At 45.0% G+C, this 14,997-nt stretch carries 16 protein-coding genes; all 16 read right to left on the bottom strand.

The genetic code is table 11. From position 1 onward, the window contains the following. Positions 1 to 3: 3 nt before the first annotated feature. Entirely contained in the window at positions 4 to 1,251 is a 1,248-nt protein-coding gene (gene dapG / locus M4I42_RS07390) for an aspartate kinase (protein ID WP_268851568.1), read from the bottom strand. A gap of 27 nt (positions 1,252 to 1,278) precedes the next feature. Further along, positions 1,279 to 2,325, bottom strand: a complete 1,047-nt coding sequence (gene asd, locus M4I42_RS07395; RefSeq protein ID WP_268851569.1) for an aspartate-semialdehyde dehydrogenase — start codon at positions 2,323 to 2,325, stop codon at positions 1,279 to 1,281. 127 nt (positions 2,326 to 2,452) lie between these two features. Further along, a complete protein-coding gene (locus M4I42_RS07400; protein ID WP_268851570.1) occupies positions 2,453 to 3,049 on the bottom strand; it encodes a dipicolinate synthase subunit B in 597 nt (198 codons plus the stop codon). Continuing rightward, positions 3,050 to 3,952, bottom strand: a complete 903-nt coding sequence (gene dpaA / locus M4I42_RS07405) for a dipicolinic acid synthetase subunit A (protein ID WP_268851571.1) — start codon at positions 3,950 to 3,952, stop codon at positions 3,050 to 3,052. A 185-nt stretch (positions 3,953 to 4,137) separates the two neighbouring features. Continuing rightward, entirely contained in the window at positions 4,138 to 4,377 is a 240-nt protein-coding gene (locus tag M4I42_RS07410; protein WP_268851572.1) for a YlmC/YmxH family sporulation protein, read from the bottom strand. Between the two features lie 219 nt (positions 4,378 to 4,596). Continuing rightward, on the bottom strand, positions 4,597 to 5,835 hold the full coding sequence (locus M4I42_RS07415) for a M16 family metallopeptidase (protein WP_268851573.1): 1,239 nt from the start codon (positions 5,833 to 5,835) through the stop codon (positions 4,597 to 4,599). Positions 5,836 to 5,848: 13 nt separating this feature from the next. Then, positions 5,849 to 6,763: a polysaccharide deacetylase family protein gene (locus tag M4I42_RS07420; RefSeq protein ID WP_268851574.1), complete on the bottom strand. Its 915-nt coding sequence runs from the start codon at positions 6,761 to 6,763 to the stop codon at positions 5,849 to 5,851. A 127-nt stretch (positions 6,764 to 6,890) separates the two neighbouring features. Beyond that, positions 6,891 to 9,002 carry a polyribonucleotide nucleotidyltransferase gene (gene pnp, locus M4I42_RS07425; RefSeq protein ID WP_268851575.1) on the bottom strand — a complete coding sequence of 704 codons (2,112 nt, stop codon included), beginning with the start codon at positions 9,000 to 9,002 and terminating at the stop codon, positions 6,891 to 6,893. Positions 9,003 to 9,183: 181 nt separating this feature from the next. Then, a complete protein-coding gene (rpsO, locus tag M4I42_RS07430) occupies positions 9,184 to 9,453 on the bottom strand; it encodes a 30S ribosomal protein S15 (RefSeq protein WP_181554883.1) in 270 nt (89 codons plus the stop codon). 90 nt (positions 9,454 to 9,543) lie between these two features. Next, entirely contained in the window at positions 9,544 to 10,527 is a 984-nt protein-coding gene (gene ribF, locus M4I42_RS07435) for a bifunctional riboflavin kinase/FAD synthetase (RefSeq protein ID WP_268851576.1), read from the bottom strand. 33 nt (positions 10,528 to 10,560) lie between these two features. After that, a complete protein-coding gene (gene truB, locus M4I42_RS07440; RefSeq protein WP_268851577.1) occupies positions 10,561 to 11,469 on the bottom strand; it encodes a tRNA pseudouridine(55) synthase TruB in 909 nt (302 codons plus the stop codon). Between the two features lie 91 nt (positions 11,470 to 11,560). After that, positions 11,561 to 11,917, bottom strand: a complete 357-nt coding sequence (gene rbfA, locus M4I42_RS07445) for a 30S ribosome-binding factor RbfA (RefSeq protein ID WP_268851578.1) — start codon at positions 11,915 to 11,917, stop codon at positions 11,561 to 11,563. 14 nt (positions 11,918 to 11,931) lie between these two features. Beyond that, positions 11,932 to 12,210, bottom strand: a complete 279-nt coding sequence (locus tag M4I42_RS07450; RefSeq protein WP_268851579.1) for a DUF503 domain-containing protein — start codon at positions 12,208 to 12,210, stop codon at positions 11,932 to 11,934. Beyond that, positions 12,207 to 14,396 carry a translation initiation factor IF-2 gene (infB, locus tag M4I42_RS07455; protein ID WP_268851580.1) on the bottom strand — a complete coding sequence of 730 codons (2,190 nt, stop codon included), beginning with the start codon at positions 14,394 to 14,396 and terminating at the stop codon, positions 12,207 to 12,209. The genes M4I42_RS07450 and infB overlap by 4 nt, the downstream gene beginning before the upstream one ends. Positions 14,397 to 14,400: 4 nt before the next feature. Continuing rightward, the gene (locus tag M4I42_RS07460) at positions 14,401 to 14,715 is read right to left on the bottom strand and encodes a YlxQ family RNA-binding protein (protein WP_268851581.1); all 315 of its coding nucleotides are present in this window, start codon (positions 14,713 to 14,715) and stop codon (positions 14,401 to 14,403) included. Next, the gene (rnpM, locus tag M4I42_RS07465) at positions 14,705 to 14,986 is read right to left on the bottom strand and encodes an RNase P modulator RnpM (protein WP_442864083.1); all 282 of its coding nucleotides are present in this window, start codon (positions 14,984 to 14,986) and stop codon (positions 14,705 to 14,707) included. Before rnpM ends, M4I42_RS07460 begins: the two co-directional genes overlap by 11 nt. Between the last annotated feature and the right edge of the window lie 11 nt (positions 14,987 to 14,997).

A 14,997-nucleotide genomic window follows, 5' to 3' on the forward strand; every position in this document is an offset into this window, starting at 1 on the left:
CTTTCACTCCTCATCAAAATCATTGTTCATCGGCTGTTCTTCGGAGAGATGGAAAGCGTCGTGCAACGCGTTGACTGCTTTCTTTAAATCTTCCTCTTTGACTAGTACCCAAATCGTCGTATGGCTGTCAGCCGATTGCAAAATTTGAATGCCTTGTTCCGAAAGAGCGGTGACAATTTTTGCGGTGACCCCCGGCACGCCGGCAATTCCGGCGCCGACGGTCGATACTTTCGCGCATCCCCGCGTCACGATCGGTTCATATCCAATGGCTTGCAACGCTTGAATAGCGCGATCCGTCATTTCGCCTGCCACCGTATAGACTACCCCGTTTGGCGAAATGTTAATAAAATCAACGCTAATGCCTTCGTTCGCCATCGCTTTAAATACGTCCGATTGCAGTTCGTAATGCCCTTCTTTCGCTTGTACTTTTATTTGCGTCACGTTTGACACGTGCGCAATGCCGGTCACAAGCCGCTCTTTCACGTCGCTGCCTTTGTTCGGTTTCACGCTTGATGTCACAAGCGTTCCTAATGAATCCGAATACGTTGAGCGCACGCGGAGCGGAACTTTCGCCTGCATCGCGATTTCGACCGCCCGCGGATGAATGACTTTCGCTCCTTGGTATGCCATGTTGCAAATTTCCGTATAGGTGACAACATCGAGCGGACGAGCGCTCTCGACAATGCGCGGGTCGGCTGTCATCACGCCTTCTACGTCGGTGAAAATGTCGACCCACTCTGCGTTCAATGCCGCCCCTAACGCAGCTGCTGAGGTATCGCTGCCACCGCGACCAAGCGTTGTCATGTCGCCGTCTTTTGTTGCTCCTTGAAACCCAGCGACGACAACGACATCATAGTCTTCCAACGTTTTTAATAAACGTTCGCACCGCATCTCGATAATTTTTGCATTCGTAAAATCGTCGTTCGTGCGAAATCCAGCCTGCGCCCCGGTAAAAGCGGTTGCTTTCATTCCGTGTTTGTTCAATAAGTTCGTAAAGACAACGCTAGAAATAATTTCCCCGCACGCCATTAATAAATCTTGCTCGCGCTTATTGACGTACGTGTTGCTTCCACCGATCAACTCAAGCAACGTGTCGGTCGCATATGGCTCGCCTTTTCGGCCCATCGCGGAAACAACGACGACGACTTTATAACCTTCATCGAGCGCCCTTGTAATATGTTTGCGAGCCAAATCACGCCCGTATTCATCACGAACGGATGTGCCGCCGAATTTTTGCACAATAATTTTCATTTTAACACCCCGATGTTCCCTCGCGCTTTATTTTACGAGCCCAAGCTTCAATAAACTTTCGGCAATTTGCACCGAGTTCCACGCTGCTCCTTTTAATAAATTGTCCGATACAATCCATAGATGAAACGCGTTGTCACGATCTAAATCTTTGCGAATGCGTCCGACAAACACGTCGTTTTTGCCTACGCAATCCGCCGGCATCGGATAAAGCTGCTCAGACGGATCGTCCTGCAACACAACGCCAGGCGCATCTTTTAACACGCGTTTGATGTCTTCCGCACTGACACCTTCTTTTTCAATTTCAATATACACCGACTCGGAATGGCCCGTCACCACTGGAATGCGCACGCATGTTGCTGCGATTTCAAGCTCCGGCATGTGCATAATTTTTTTCGTTTCGTTCATCATTTTCATTTCTTCAAACGTAAAGCCGTTCTCTTGGAATTTATCAATTTGTGGAATCGCGTTAAACGCAATTTGATAATGTTTCCGGTCTGATTTTACAGGCAAAATTTCTGGAGTAAATGCTTCGCCCTCGAGAATTGCTTTTGCTTGCGTTTTTAGCTCTTCAATTGCTTGCGCGCCGGCACCAGAAACAGCTTGATACGTAGAAACAATTACTTTTTTCAAACCAAACGCTTGGCGAATCGGTTCAAGCGCCACAACCATTTGAATGGTCGAGCAGTTCGGATTGGCGATAATGCCGTTATGCCATGTTAAGTCGCTTTCGTTCACTTCTGGAACGACAAGCGGCACGTTTTCATCCATCCGGAATGCGCTTGTGTTATCAACGACGATCGCCCCACGTTTCACCGCTTCTGGCGCGAGCGTCTTCGATACGGCCCCTCCTGCACTGAATAGAGCAATATCTACTCCTTCAAAACTTTCTGGTTTGGCAACTTGTACTTCGATTTCTTGCCCTTTAAACATGACTTTTTTTCCTGCGGAACGTTCGGATGACAACAACGTTAACGTTCCAACTGGAAAGTTTCTATTTTCTAACGTCTGAATCATTTGTTGGCCGACCGCTCCAGTCGCTCCGACAACTGCTACATGCAACCCTTTTTGTTCCATTATTCATTCTCCTTCCAATTGATCACTAACTGTATCGATTTCGATAGTTTTTATTTTAACATATTCGTCTTTAAAGGAGAGAAATTTTTTATGTGCATGCATAAATTTTCTTTTTTATGACTATTTATTAGTTGTTACGGAACGCTTCGATAATGACGGGTTGCAGCTGTTTCCCTTCCATCGCAGCAACGACCGTATCGTGTAAAAGGGACATTTTCGCAACCATCGAATTCGGTTTTGAATAAGGAGCGTCTTGGCCAAACGGAATAAAATAAATGTTTTTCGCCGCCATAAGCCGCATTAAATTGACGCCGTTTAACCCTAGTGCGTCGTTCGTCGAAATGCCGACGACGACAGGTCGATGATTGCGCATCGTCGCTTTGGCAGCCATGAGCACCGGTGAATCGGTCATCGCATTCGCCAATTTGCTCATTGAATTTCCTGTTAACGGGGCAATAACCATGCAATCAAGCGGTATTTTCGGTCCAAGCGGTTCCGCTTTGACAATTGTATCAATCACTTGGTTTCCTGTGATTTCCTCCAGCTTTTTCACCCATTCTTCGCCTTCACCAAATCGTGTATTCGTTGTTTTCACGGTGTGCGTAATAATTGGCAATACTTCTGCTCCTTCTTTGACAAGTTTTTCAATTTCTGGAATTACCGCATCATACGTACAATGCGAGCCTGTTAATCCGAACCCGATGCGCTTTCCTTTTACACTCATTTACGCTTTCCCCTTTCGTTTCGTTAAATCGTGAAATAGCAATTGTGAAAGAACGTTCGCAATAATTTGTCCAGCAGTTTTCGGCGCCACTACTCCCGGAAGCCCCGGTGCCAATAACGCCTTAATGCCGCGCTTTTCAGCGTAGCGAAAATCGGTGCCTCCCGGTTTTGACGCTAAATCGATGATGAGCGTATGCGCTGGCATTTTGGAAATCACGCTCGCCGTTACTATCATCGTTGGGATCGTATTAATGCAGACGTGAATATCGCGCACTTCTTTTTCGAGGTCATGAAGATGGAACGGCTCTAAACCCATTTCCGTAATGCGAGCAAGATGTTCGCTACGTCGTGCGCCGACTTTCACTTTGGCACCTAATGCTGCAAATGTGCGGGCGACAGTCATGCCGACGCGGCCCAATCCTAATACGGCGATGCGCGAACCGTGGATGGTAAAATCGGTATGTTGAATAACCATCATGATCGTTCCTTCAGCGGTCGGAATCGAGTTATAAATGGCTACATCGTCACGTTCAAACAGTTGCACATATTTTCGATTCACTTTTTTCATTAATTCATCTAAGTAGCTATTGCTAATGCCGGAATAAATCGTGCAATGCTTCGGTGTTTTCAACAACATTTCTTCTGTAATAAAAATTTGCTCATTCGAAAAAACAGTATCGATTTTTCCTTCCAAATTTGTGCCATGAACCGGTAAAATGATGGCGTCTACATCCGAAAAATCGACTTCATCGATATACATTTTCGTTACACCAGTAAAGCTGTGCGCTAACTGATCGAAGCCAATAAGCGACAACTTAGCGTCGAGTTCCGTCAGTTTGCGAATGACTTCCAGCTGCCTCGCATCTCCGCCAATAATGACAACGTGCATGCCTGTCAGCATCATACCTCTCACCTTCTTTATGAAAAACTCGTATTGACCGCATTCCTTCCACATTTTATGTAAAAGATAGAAATTAGGTGAATATACAATACGAAAAGCGGAGCCGACGCTAGCCAACCATTCAGAAATTTATCCTTCTTTATCTTATAAGCAGCAAAAAAGAGCTGACCCAATGCCAGCTCCTTTCGTTATTCATCAGGAAAATCAATAATCACCATATCGGTCCCGATTTTTCGGATGTATTTCCACGGGATGCGAATCTCATTTCCTTCCTTGCGAAATCCAAACCATTTACCTGTTGGAATTAACAATGCTTGAATATGGCCGGTTTGTTCATTAATTTCGAGGTCGGTTTGCCCTAATATTCCGAGCCGTTCTGCCCGTCTGACATCGACAATTTCCTTTCCGCTTAATTCACTTAGTCTCACCGCACATGCACCCCTTTATCGCTTGACAGGTGTGTTGATTAACTAATAAAAACAAGTGGATATGTCTCCGTTCCTAACTTTTCTGCCCTAGTCGGCTAAGCTTAGCTTGCCGGCTGGCGGAAAAACGATAATCAACACTCGTGATCGCTTTACTATCATTGTAAGAGAAAGGGGAACAAAAAATGCCTGCAAGTTTATTCTTGCAGGCACTTTCCGATGTTAATTCAGTTTGCTTGGCAGCTTTCCATCCGGGCTAATTAAGGCGACCGCATAATCTTCGCTAAAAATCCGCCGAGCGAGCTCATTGACTTTTTCTAATGTCACGCTGTTCACTTCTTCAATAATTTCATCGAGCGAACGGTGACGGCCTAGCAACAATTCGTTTTTGCCGTTGCGGCTCATGCGGCTGTTCGTGCTTTCAAGGCTTAACATGAGGCTGCCTTTCATTTGCTCTTTGCTGTTTTGTAACTCTTTCGCCGTGATTCCGTCCTCTTTTAATTTACCAACTGTTTCTTGAATCGTGTCAAATAAAACATCTAATTGATTGCCCGCAGTTCCTCCATAAATCGCCAACAACCCGCCATCACGATAAGAAGAATGGTAGGAAAAGACAGAATACGCCAAGCCGCGCTGCTCCCGCACTTCTTGGAACAAACGGCTGCTCATGCTTCCGCCTAAAATGTTGTTGAGAATAATTAAACTGTAAATATCTTGATGACCGACAGGCAATCCGTTAAAACCGATGCATAAATGGGCTTGCTCGGTATCTTTTTGCCGCGCTAATTTTTGTGGTACGAAAACAGGGGAGGTGCCGTTTTCCGTTTGTTGTTTCGCTGTAAAAGAGCCAAAATACGCTTCAATTTCTTCAATAAAGCGATCGGTTACATTGCCCGCAACCGAGATGACGACGCGATCCGGCGTATAGTAATCAGCCATATACTCACGCAATGAATCGCCGGTAAACGTACATAGCGTTTCTTCTGTCCCTAAAATCGGAAACCCAAGCGGATGGTTGGCATAGCAAGCTTTGCTTAATAAGTCGTGGACGATATCATCCGGAGTATCTTCATACATTTTTATTTCTTCTAATACAACGTTTCGCTCTTTTTTTAATTCTTCCTCAACGAACGTCGAATGGAAAAACATGTCCGCTAGCATATCAAGGGCGAATCGAGCATGTTCATCGAGCACTTTTGCGTAATAACATGTATACTCTTTCGAAGTAAAGGCGTTTACTTGTCCGCCGATGCTGTCAAATGCTTCCGCAATTTCGCGGGCAGTACGTGTTTTTGTTCCTTTAAAAAACATATGTTCTAAAAAGTGAGAAATCCCGTTGTTTTGTTCATGCTCGTTGCGCGAACCGGTCCCAATCCAAATCCCGATCGCAACAGAGCGCATCGTTGGAATTTGTTCGAGCACAATTCGTACCCCATTTTGACACGTATACTTGTTAATCAAATTCACGTTCCTCCTATTTTTTCACAATTCTTTTTTCGTCTAATAACATAGACACATTCCCGATTTCGTATGTTGGTTGAATGGTCGTAATCAATGACTCAAGTGCTTCCGCTGTGGAAAACGTTGGATGCATTAAAATCATTGCGCCCGGATGAAGTTTTGATGTTACCCGTTTCACTATAACAGATGGCGACGGTTTTTGCCAATCAATTGTATCGATGCTCCACATAATCGTTCTCATACGCAAGTCATAAGCGATTTTCACAACATCATCACGATAACTTCCGCTCGGAGGAGCGAACCATTTGCACGTAACCCCTGTTGTTGCCTCGATGATTTCATTCGTTTTTTCCAATTCGCGGCGAATCGATTCGTTATCCATCGTTTTTAAATCCGGGTGACTATATGAATGATTGCCAATTTCCTGTCCAGCATCTACAATCATTTTTGCCATATCCGGGTGATTTTTTACCCAGCGCCCTTCAAGAAAAAATGTAGCCCGAACGTGATGTTTTTTCAATATCGCTAGCATTTTCGGAATATATTCTTCTCCCCAAGCGACGTTAATTAAAAACGCCACCATCGGTTTTTCTGGATGTCCGCGGTAAATGGCTTCCGGTGGTAAATCGTCAAGGTGAACGGTAGGAGGCACTTGTTCATATACTAACTTCCGTTCATCAAACACTCCGCCTTTTTTCATGTTACGATAAGACGCTTCAATATTGACTTTTAACCCGTTATATCCAGGAATCGCTTTCCAGACACGATCGATGACAGCGTTTTGTGGAGGAATTTCGTATTGTTTTGCCTTCTCTTGAATTTCCGTATACAAGTTGTCATTTAGCTTCGACGTTTCGCTACTTTTTTCACGCAAAATAGTCGTGTAGTCACTGACCGGCGACTGGTTAATGATGCCCCATGTCAACAAAAAAATAATTACTAACGAGATGTAACGTGCAATACCTCATCCCCCCTTTTTATTACACATATGTAACCAGAGGACAAGATAGAACCCGTTACAAACGACAAAGAAGCCTAGGATCGTCCTAAGCTCCTTATTCGCTTTGTTTTTCTTTTTGTTCGCGCAATACTGCTTTTCGCGATAGGTTCACGCGCCCTTGTTTATCAATTTCAGTAACTTTTACTAAAATTTCGTCTCCGATCCCAACAACGTCTTCTACTTTGCCGACGCGTTCTTCGGCAAGTTCAGAGATATGAACAAGGCCGTCTTTGCCGCTGAACAGTTCAACGAATGCGCCGAATTTTTCAATTCGTTTGACTTTCCCTAAATAAATTTGCCCGACTTCGACTTCGCGAACGATATCTTCAATAATTTTTTTCGCTTTTTGGTTCATTTCTTCGTTGACAGAAGAGATGAAAATCGTACCGTCTTGTTCGATGTCAATTTTCACGCCGGTTTCTTCAATAATTTTGTTAATTTGTTTACCGCTCGGTCCGATGACATCGCGAATTTTGTCAGGGTTAATTTGCATCGTTAAAATTTTCGGCGCATATTTAGACAGTTCTTTGCGCGGTTCACTAATCGTTTGCATCATATGGTACAAAATTTCCATTCGCCCTTTTTTCGCTTGTTGTAACGCTTCTTCTAAAATTTCACGCGACAACCCTTTAATTTTAATATCCATTTGCAGCGCCGTGACGCCTTTAGCCGTTCCTGCCACTTTGAAGTCCATATCGCCGAGATGGTCTTCCATGCCTTGAATGTCGGTTAAGATCGTGTAATGGTCGCCGCTTTTTACAAGCCCCATGGCAATTCCAGCAACTGGTGCTTTAATCGGTACCCCCGCATCCATCATCGCGAGCGTGCTTGCACAAATGCTCGCTTGCGACGTCGAACCGTTCGATTCTAACACTTCAGAAACGAGACGAATCGTATACGGAAATTCTTTTTCGGACGGAATGACCGGCTCTAGCGCTCGTTCGCCTAACGCACCATGACCAATTTCTCGACGGCCAGGTCCACGCATTGCTCCAGTTTCTCCGACAGAAAATGGCGGGAAGTTGTAATGGTGCATAAACCGTTTCGTTTCTTCAATGCCAAGCCCGTCCAAAATTTGCACATCGCCCAGCGCCCCTAACGTACAAATGCTAAGCGCTTGCGTCTGTCCGCGCGTAAACAGTCCGGAGCCGTGCGTGCGCGGCAAAAGCCCAACCGCTGAAGAAAGCGGGCGAATTTCGTCAATTTTCCGACCGTCCGGACGCACTTTCTCTTCCGTAATCAGACGGCGCACTTCCTCTTTGACGAGTTTGTATAAAATTTCGTTCACTTGTTTTAGCGTGTCTTCATCAGCCTCTTGCTCTTCATACTTGGCGATTACGCTTGCTTTTACTTCGTCAATCGCTGCTTCGCGTGCCAATTTTTCCGGTACTTGCACCGCTTTTTTAATATCCTCTTCGGCAAGGGCGCGAATTTCCGCTTCTAGCTGCGGATCTAATTCATATAAAACGACTTCCATTTTTTCTTTGCCCACTTGTGCGGCAATTTCCTCTTGGAAAGCGATGAGTCGTTTAATTTCTTCATGACCGAACATAATCGCTTCCAACATGACTTCTTCCGGAACTTCGTCAGCGCCGGCTTCGACCATGTTAATCGCGTCTTTCGTTCCAGCGACAACAAGGTGAATGTCGCTTTTTTCTGCTTGTTCAACCGACGGATTAATAACGAACGCTCCGTCGACACGTCCGACGGTTACTCCAGCGATCGGTCCTTCAAACGGAATATCGGAAATCGTTAGCGCCAACGATGAACCGAACATCGCTGCCATTTCTGGCGAGCAGTCTTGATCAACGCTCATGACCATTGAAACAACTTGTACTTCGTTGCGGAACCCTTCCGCAAATAACGGACGAATCGGTCGGTCAATAAGACGGCTTGCTAAAATCGCCTTTTCACTCGGGCGACCTTCGCGTTTAATGAATCCTCCCGGAATTTTCCCGACCGCGTATAGACGCTCTTCGTAATTGACCGTCAATGGAAAAAAGTCGACATTTTTCGCTTCTTTTGAGGCGGTCGCGGTGCTTAATACAACAGTATCACCGTAGCGGACGAGCACCGCTCCGTTTGCTTGTTTAGCCATTTGGCCGATTTCGGCGACGAGCGGACGTCCAGCCCAGTCGATGGAAAATACGTGTTTTTCTTGCTCCATACAGATGAGTACTCCTCTCTATGTACAAATCGAAAATGTAAACTACTTATAGTATGAATGAATCGTTATTCAACTATCAACTATGAATAGTGTTTATGAATGGAAGTCGCTTAGTAAGCGTCAAAATTGTGCTCTTCAAAGGATTCTATAACTAGCAAAAAAGCGGGAATGCTCCCGCTTTTTATCGACGTAATCCAAGTTTGTTAATCAATTCACGATAGCGCGTGATGTCTTTGTTACGTAAGTACGTAAGTAGGTTACGGCGTTTACCGACCATTTTTAACAACCCGCGACGTGAATGATGGTCTTTTTTATGAACACGTAAATGTTCATTTAAGTTGTTAATTTGCTCTGTAAGGATAGCAATTTGTACTTCTGGCGAACCAGTGTCCGTTTCATGAATTTTGAACTGGTTGATGATTTCGTTTTTGCGTTCTTGTGTTAATGCCATCCTCGTTCACCTCCTTATCGTTGAACCCCAATTACCGAGCAAGCGTCGGTGACTCGACTTGCCAAGCAATGGTTGTTTTGCATACAGTTATTAGAATACATCTTTTCGCGGCAAAATGCAAGTTTTTTCGCTTAAATTTCGAAAATATGCTTTTGCTTGTTCTTGATCGCGCTCAATTTGCTTTACTAATTGTTCAATGCTTGAAAATTTTTGTTCGCTGCGCAGTCGTTTGTGCCATTCGATCGTGACCGTTTGCCCATAAATATCGTCGGCAAAGTCAAAAATGTGCACCTCGATATGTGGCTGTCCGTGGCGTTCGGCATGAAACGTCGGTTTGTATCCGACGTTACATACACCGTTGTATGCTTCTTTTCCAATATGAATTTTCACCGCATATACGCCGAACGCTGGCAAAAGATAATCATCGGCAAGTTCAATGTTCGCCGTTGGGAAGCCGATCGTTCGTCCGCGTTTTTCACCGTCAACAACAGTGCCTTTCACCGTATAAAAACGACCGAGCAAATTAGGAAGTTGGTGTACATCGCCGTTTTTTAACAGCTGTCGAATGTACGTCGAGCTGATTTTTTCTCCATTCCGCGCTAACTTTGGAACGGTCGTATACGTAAATTGTTCGCGTGAATGAAACGGGAGTGTTTCCATCGTTCCTTTTCCGAGACGTCCATACGTAAAATCAAAACCAGCGACCACATGTTTCACGTGAAAACCGATCATATACTGGTCGACAAATTGTTGCGGAAGAAGTTCGGCAAACGAAGGTGTAAATTCTACGATGTATAAGTAGTCGACTCCTAGCTCGGCAATGAGCCGTTCTTTTTCTTGGAGCGGCGTAATGAGCTGAACGTGTTGTTCTTTCTTTCCAAGCACGACCGAAGGGTGCGGGTGAAACGTCATGACCGCACTTTTATAGCCTGCTTCAGCCGCTATTTGAACCGCCGTTTGAATCACTTGCTGATGGCCGAGATGGACACCGTCAAAATAGCCTAGCGCCATGACCGTTGGCGGAAAATCTTCTTTTTTCAGATGATGCGGATGCGTAATAAATCGCGTTTTCATTTTGTTTTCACCTTCTGTCTTTCGCCCTTATCCTCACCGAAACACTTTCAGCGGTTTGATGAGATGTGGTTTTGCCGGATGTTTGCTATAAAGAGCGACCGCTTCATTTTTTTCATTGATCATTAAAATCGGTCCTTCGATCGAATGTAATAAAGATGGGAGAGGTAAAACCGCACCGTTTTTTACTTTCTCTGCTACTTTATCATGTATTTGATATTTCGGCAAATGAAAAAGCGCTTTTTCAATAGGGATAAGTAGGTTTTCCACTTCTCCGCAAGCCACTTGCTTTTCGATTTCTGCAAACGTGACACATTGATCGAGTGTAAAGGATCCGGATGCTGTCCGAATTAAATAAGACATATGCGCTGGGTACCCGAGCCGCTCCCCGATCATGACCGCCAATGTGCGAATGTATGTTCCTTTGCTGCATGTCACCCGGAAGCGAAAAGACACTGTGTCGCCTGAAAAGGTTTCCCGCTCATCCAATAAAGTGAGTTCGTGAATCGTAACTAACCGTGACGGTCTTTCCACCGCTATTCCAGCACGGGCGTATTCGTACAATTTTTTCCCGTTCACTTTGACCGCTGAATACATCGGTGGTGTTTGGATCATGTCACCTGTCAGCTGTTGGAACACAAACTCGATTTCCTCGCGCGTGATCGTCCGGTCAATCGGTTTCGTTGCAACGATTTCTCCGGAAGCATCTTCCGTCGTTGTCGCAATCCCTACCGTGACTTCTCCTTCATACGTTTTCGTTGCTCCCGTTAAAAATTCGGCAATTCTTGTCGCTTTGCCAACACAAATGGGCAATACTCCCGAAACGTCAGGGTCAAGCGTTCCTGTATGACCAACTTTTTTCATATGTAGTAGGCGGCGAATTCGAGATACGCAGTCGTGCGATGTCATCCCTGCCGGCTTATGTAACAATAATACCCCGTCCATTGTCACACCTCTTTCCCGCTCGATTCTAGACGGCAACCACTGTATAAAACTTCTTTGGATAATGGAAATGGATAGACCGCACGTCTATCCATTATTCCTCTTTGTTATGTTCTTGAGAAATTTGTCGAATTAACGATTCAATGCGGTTTCCGTAATCGATTGATTCGTCAATTTCAAAATAAATTTCTGGAGTTTTACGCAGACGAATGCGCTGACCGATTTCTGAGCGGATAAACCCTTTTGCTTTCGCTAAGCCTTTTAGTGTGTTTTGTCGCTCTTCTTCATCGCCGAGCACGCTAATGTACACTTTTGCCTGCTGCAAATCGCCTGTTACACGAACATCGGTGACCGTTACAAAACCGATGCGCGGGTCTTTAAGTTTGCGCCCGATAATATCGCTCAATTCTTTTTTCATTTGTTCACCAACACGCGTAGCTCGCAAACTCATCATCATCACCTCGATTAAAGCCACTCAAATGTTGTAACCGTCCGTTCGATTTCCGGAAAAGAATCGATCATCTCTAACGCTCGGTACAGCTCTTTTTCGGTCGCTGTCCGTTCAGACGTAATGGCGACAAGGCCTAGTTTGGTCCGTTGCCATACATTTTGATAATCGATTTCGGCTACTGATATATTATATTTTTGTTGGAGCCGTGTGATTATTCGTTGCAACACGGCTCTTTTTTCTTTTAATGATTGCGCATCGTAAATAAGGCATTCACATTCGACATAGCCGATCATTTACGCTCGACTTCCTGCATAATATACGCTTCAATGACATCGCCTTCTTTAATGTCGTTGAAGTTTTTGATCGTCACGCCGCATTCGTATCCTTGCGCCACTTCCTTGACGTCGTCTTTGAAGCGTTTTAATGTGTCGATTTGTCCTTCGTAAACGACAACACCTTGGCGAATGAGGCGCACGCTACTGTCACGCGTGATTTTTCCGTCTGTCACATAGCAACCCGCAATCGTGCCCACTTTTGATACTTTAAACGTTTGCCGAACTTCCGCTTGCCCAATCACTTTTTCTTCGTATTCAGGGTCAAGCATCCCCTTCATCGCAGCTTCGATTTCTTCAATCACTTTGTAGATGATGCGATGTAAACGGATGTCGACTTTTTCTGATTCCGCCACCCGTTTGGCGTTCGCATCCGGGCGAACGTTAAAGCCGATGACAATGGCATTTGAGGCGGAAGCGAGCATAATATCATATTCCGTAATCGCGCCAACACCGGAATGGATAATTTTCACGCGCACACCTTCGATATCAATTTTTTGTAATGCCGCAACGAGCGCTTCGACTGATCCTTGCACATCGGCTTTGACGATAATGTTTAATTCTTTCATTTCGCCTTGCTTAATTTTTTCGAATAAGTCATCAAGACTGACGCGCGTTTTGACGCTGCGTTGCTCAAGCAATTGTTTTTGCGCGCGTGCTTCCCCGATTTGTCGCGCTTTTTTCTCGTCTTCAAAGACCATGAAGCGATCGCCCGCTTGTGGTACGTCGTTAAGACCGGTAATTTCGACCGGCGTTGACGGTCCTGCTTCTTTTACGCGACGGCCGACATCGTTCGTCATCGCCCGCACGCGGCCGTATGTGCTTCCGACGACAATCGGATCGCCGACATGCAACGTTCCTGCCTGAACGAGCAATGTTGCTACAGGCCCGCGGCCTTTGTCGAGTTTTGCTTCAATGACCGTTCCGATTGCCCGGCGGTTTGGATTCGCTTTTAGTTCTTCCATTTCGCTGACGAGAAGGATCATTTCTAATAAGTTGTCAATGCCTTCTCCCGTTAACGCTGATAGTTTGCAATAAATCGTATCGCCGCCCCACTCTTCTGGAACGAGGTTATATTCCATTAATTCTTGCATGACGCGGTCTGGATTCGCCGTTGGTTTGTCGATTTTGTTCACCGCGACAATAATTGGCACATTCGCCGCTTTCGCGTGGTTGATGGCTTCGACTGTTTGCGGCATGACGCCATCGTCTGCGGCCACAACTAGAATAACGATATCTGTGACTTGCGCTCCCCTTGCCCGCATCGTCGTAAACGCTTCGTGACCAGGCGTATCCAAGAAGGTGATTTTTTTATTGTTGACCATTACTTGGTAAGCACCGATATGTTGCGTAATGCCCCCCGCTTCTTGCTCGGTCACTTTCGAGTTGCGGATCGAGTCAAGAAGCGTTGTTTTTCCGTGGTCAACGTGGCCCATGATCGTGACAACCGGTGGCCGTTCGACTAAATCAGCCGGGTCGTCGACAATTTCTAACGATTCGAAGTCGGTTTCGTCGATGACGATTTTTTCTTCTACTTCAACGCCGTAGTCTGAGCAAATAAGTTCGATTGCATCTTTATCTAAATCTTGGTTAATGGTAGCTATAATGCCGAGCATAAACAGTTTTTTAATGATTTCGGACGGCTCTTTTCCCAATTTTTTAGCCAACTCAGCAACGGTTAACGAACCTTCAAACGTAATTTTTTTCGGAAGCTCTTTCTCTTTTTTCTTTTGCACTTCTTGTTGCGGTGCTTCGTGTCCTTTTTGTTTTTTATTCTTTTTGTTTGTGAAAATTTTCTTTTCTTTTTGTTGGATTTGCAAGTCGTGTTTTTTTCCTTCCTTATTTTTCGTTACCGCTTTTTTAATTGGCACTTTTGTCGTAATCACTTCTTCTTCGTCGTCAAAATCAGGGACTAGCCCTTTCGGTTTAACCGTGACGTTTTGTTTTTCTTTTACTGGCAGTTTCGGTTCATTTTTTTTCGCTGGTTCGGTTTTTTTATACGTATGATCGAGTTTTTCGATAACTTCCGGTTCAAGTGTCGCCATATGATTAGAAACTTCGATATTCATTTCTTTTAATTTATGAATGATGTCTTTACTGGAAACGTTATTTTTTTTCGCGTATTCATATACACGGATTTTAGACATAGATTCACCCCCACAATGATACGTCGAACATCGTCATTAACTTATTCGCAAATCCTTCGTCGATGACGGCGACGACTACCCGAGCGTCCTTGCCGATCGCCTGCCCAAGCGTATAGCGATCAGGCGCTTGACGCAACGGAACTTCGTATGACGTGCATTTATCTTGAATTTTTTTGCGCGTATTGGCCGATGCGTCTTCCGATAAAATGACGAGTTTCGCTCTCCCGCTGCGAATCTCTTTTACGACAAATTCTTCGCCGGAAACGATTTTGCGAGCTCGATTCGCTAGCCCAAGTAGCGATGCCCATTTATTTCCCATCGTTTGCTCCGGTCTCCTTTTCCGCTAGTTGAAGCAGTTCATCGTACAAGGAATCGCTAATTTCCGCTTTTAAGTGATGTGCTAATACTTTTTTCTTTTTTGCGAGCAAAATGCATTCCTTATTTAAGGTGATGTATGCACCGCGGCCAGCTTTTTTACCGGTCGGGTCAATCGAAACTTCTCCTTCTTTCGAGCGAACGATGCGAATCATTTCTTTTTTCGGCTTCATTTCGCCCGTTACGACACATTTCCGCATTGGAATTTTCTTCATCCCGTTCACCC

The sequence above is a fragment of the Anoxybacillus sp. J5B_2022 genome, from assembly GCF_026847645.1.
In the GTDB taxonomy this organism is placed as follows: domain Bacteria; phylum Bacillota; class Bacilli; order Bacillales; family Anoxybacillaceae; genus Anoxybacteroides.

Excerpts from the sequence above, each read along its gene's own strand:
- rpsO (WP_181554883.1), bottom strand. The coding sequence starts at position 9,453 with ATGGCATTAACACAAGAACGCAAAAACGAAATCATCAACCAGTTCAAA.
- dpaA (WP_268851571.1), bottom strand. The coding sequence starts at position 3,952 with ATGATGCTGACAGGCATGCACGTTGTCATTATTGGCGGAGATGCGAGG.
- infB (WP_268851580.1), bottom strand. The coding sequence starts at position 14,396 with ATGTCTAAAATCCGTGTATATGAATACGCGAAAAAAAATAACGTTTCC.
- ribF (WP_268851576.1), bottom strand. The coding sequence starts at position 10,527 with ATGAAAACGCGATTTATTACGCATCCGCATCATCTGAAAAAAGAAGAT.
- truB (WP_268851577.1), bottom strand. The coding sequence starts at position 11,469 with ATGGACGGGGTATTATTGTTACATAAGCCGGCAGGGATGACATCGCAC.
- M4I42_RS07400 (WP_268851570.1), bottom strand. The coding sequence starts at position 3,049 with ATGAGTGTAAAAGGAAAGCGCATCGGGTTCGGATTAACAGGCTCGCAT.
- dapG (WP_268851568.1), bottom strand. The coding sequence starts at position 1,251 with ATGAAAATTATTGTGCAAAAATTCGGCGGCACATCCGTTCGTGATGAA.
- M4I42_RS07450 (WP_268851579.1), bottom strand. The coding sequence starts at position 12,210 with ATGATCGGCTATGTCGAATGTGAATGCCTTATTTACGATGCGCAATCA.
- asd (WP_268851569.1), bottom strand. The coding sequence starts at position 2,325 with ATGGAACAAAAAGGGTTGCATGTAGCAGTTGTCGGAGCGACTGGAGCG.
- M4I42_RS07460 (WP_268851581.1), bottom strand. The coding sequence starts at position 14,715 with ATGGGAAATAAATGGGCATCGCTACTTGGGCTAGCGAATCGAGCTCGC.
- rnpM (WP_442864083.1), bottom strand. The coding sequence starts at position 14,986 with ATGAAGAAAATTCCAATGCGGAAATGTGTCGTAACGGGCGAAATGAAG.
- pnp (WP_268851575.1), bottom strand. The coding sequence starts at position 9,002 with ATGGAGCAAGAAAAACACGTATTTTCCATCGACTGGGCTGGACGTCCG.
- rbfA (WP_268851578.1), bottom strand. The coding sequence starts at position 11,917 with ATGAGTTTGCGAGCTACGCGTGTTGGTGAACAAATGAAAAAAGAATTG.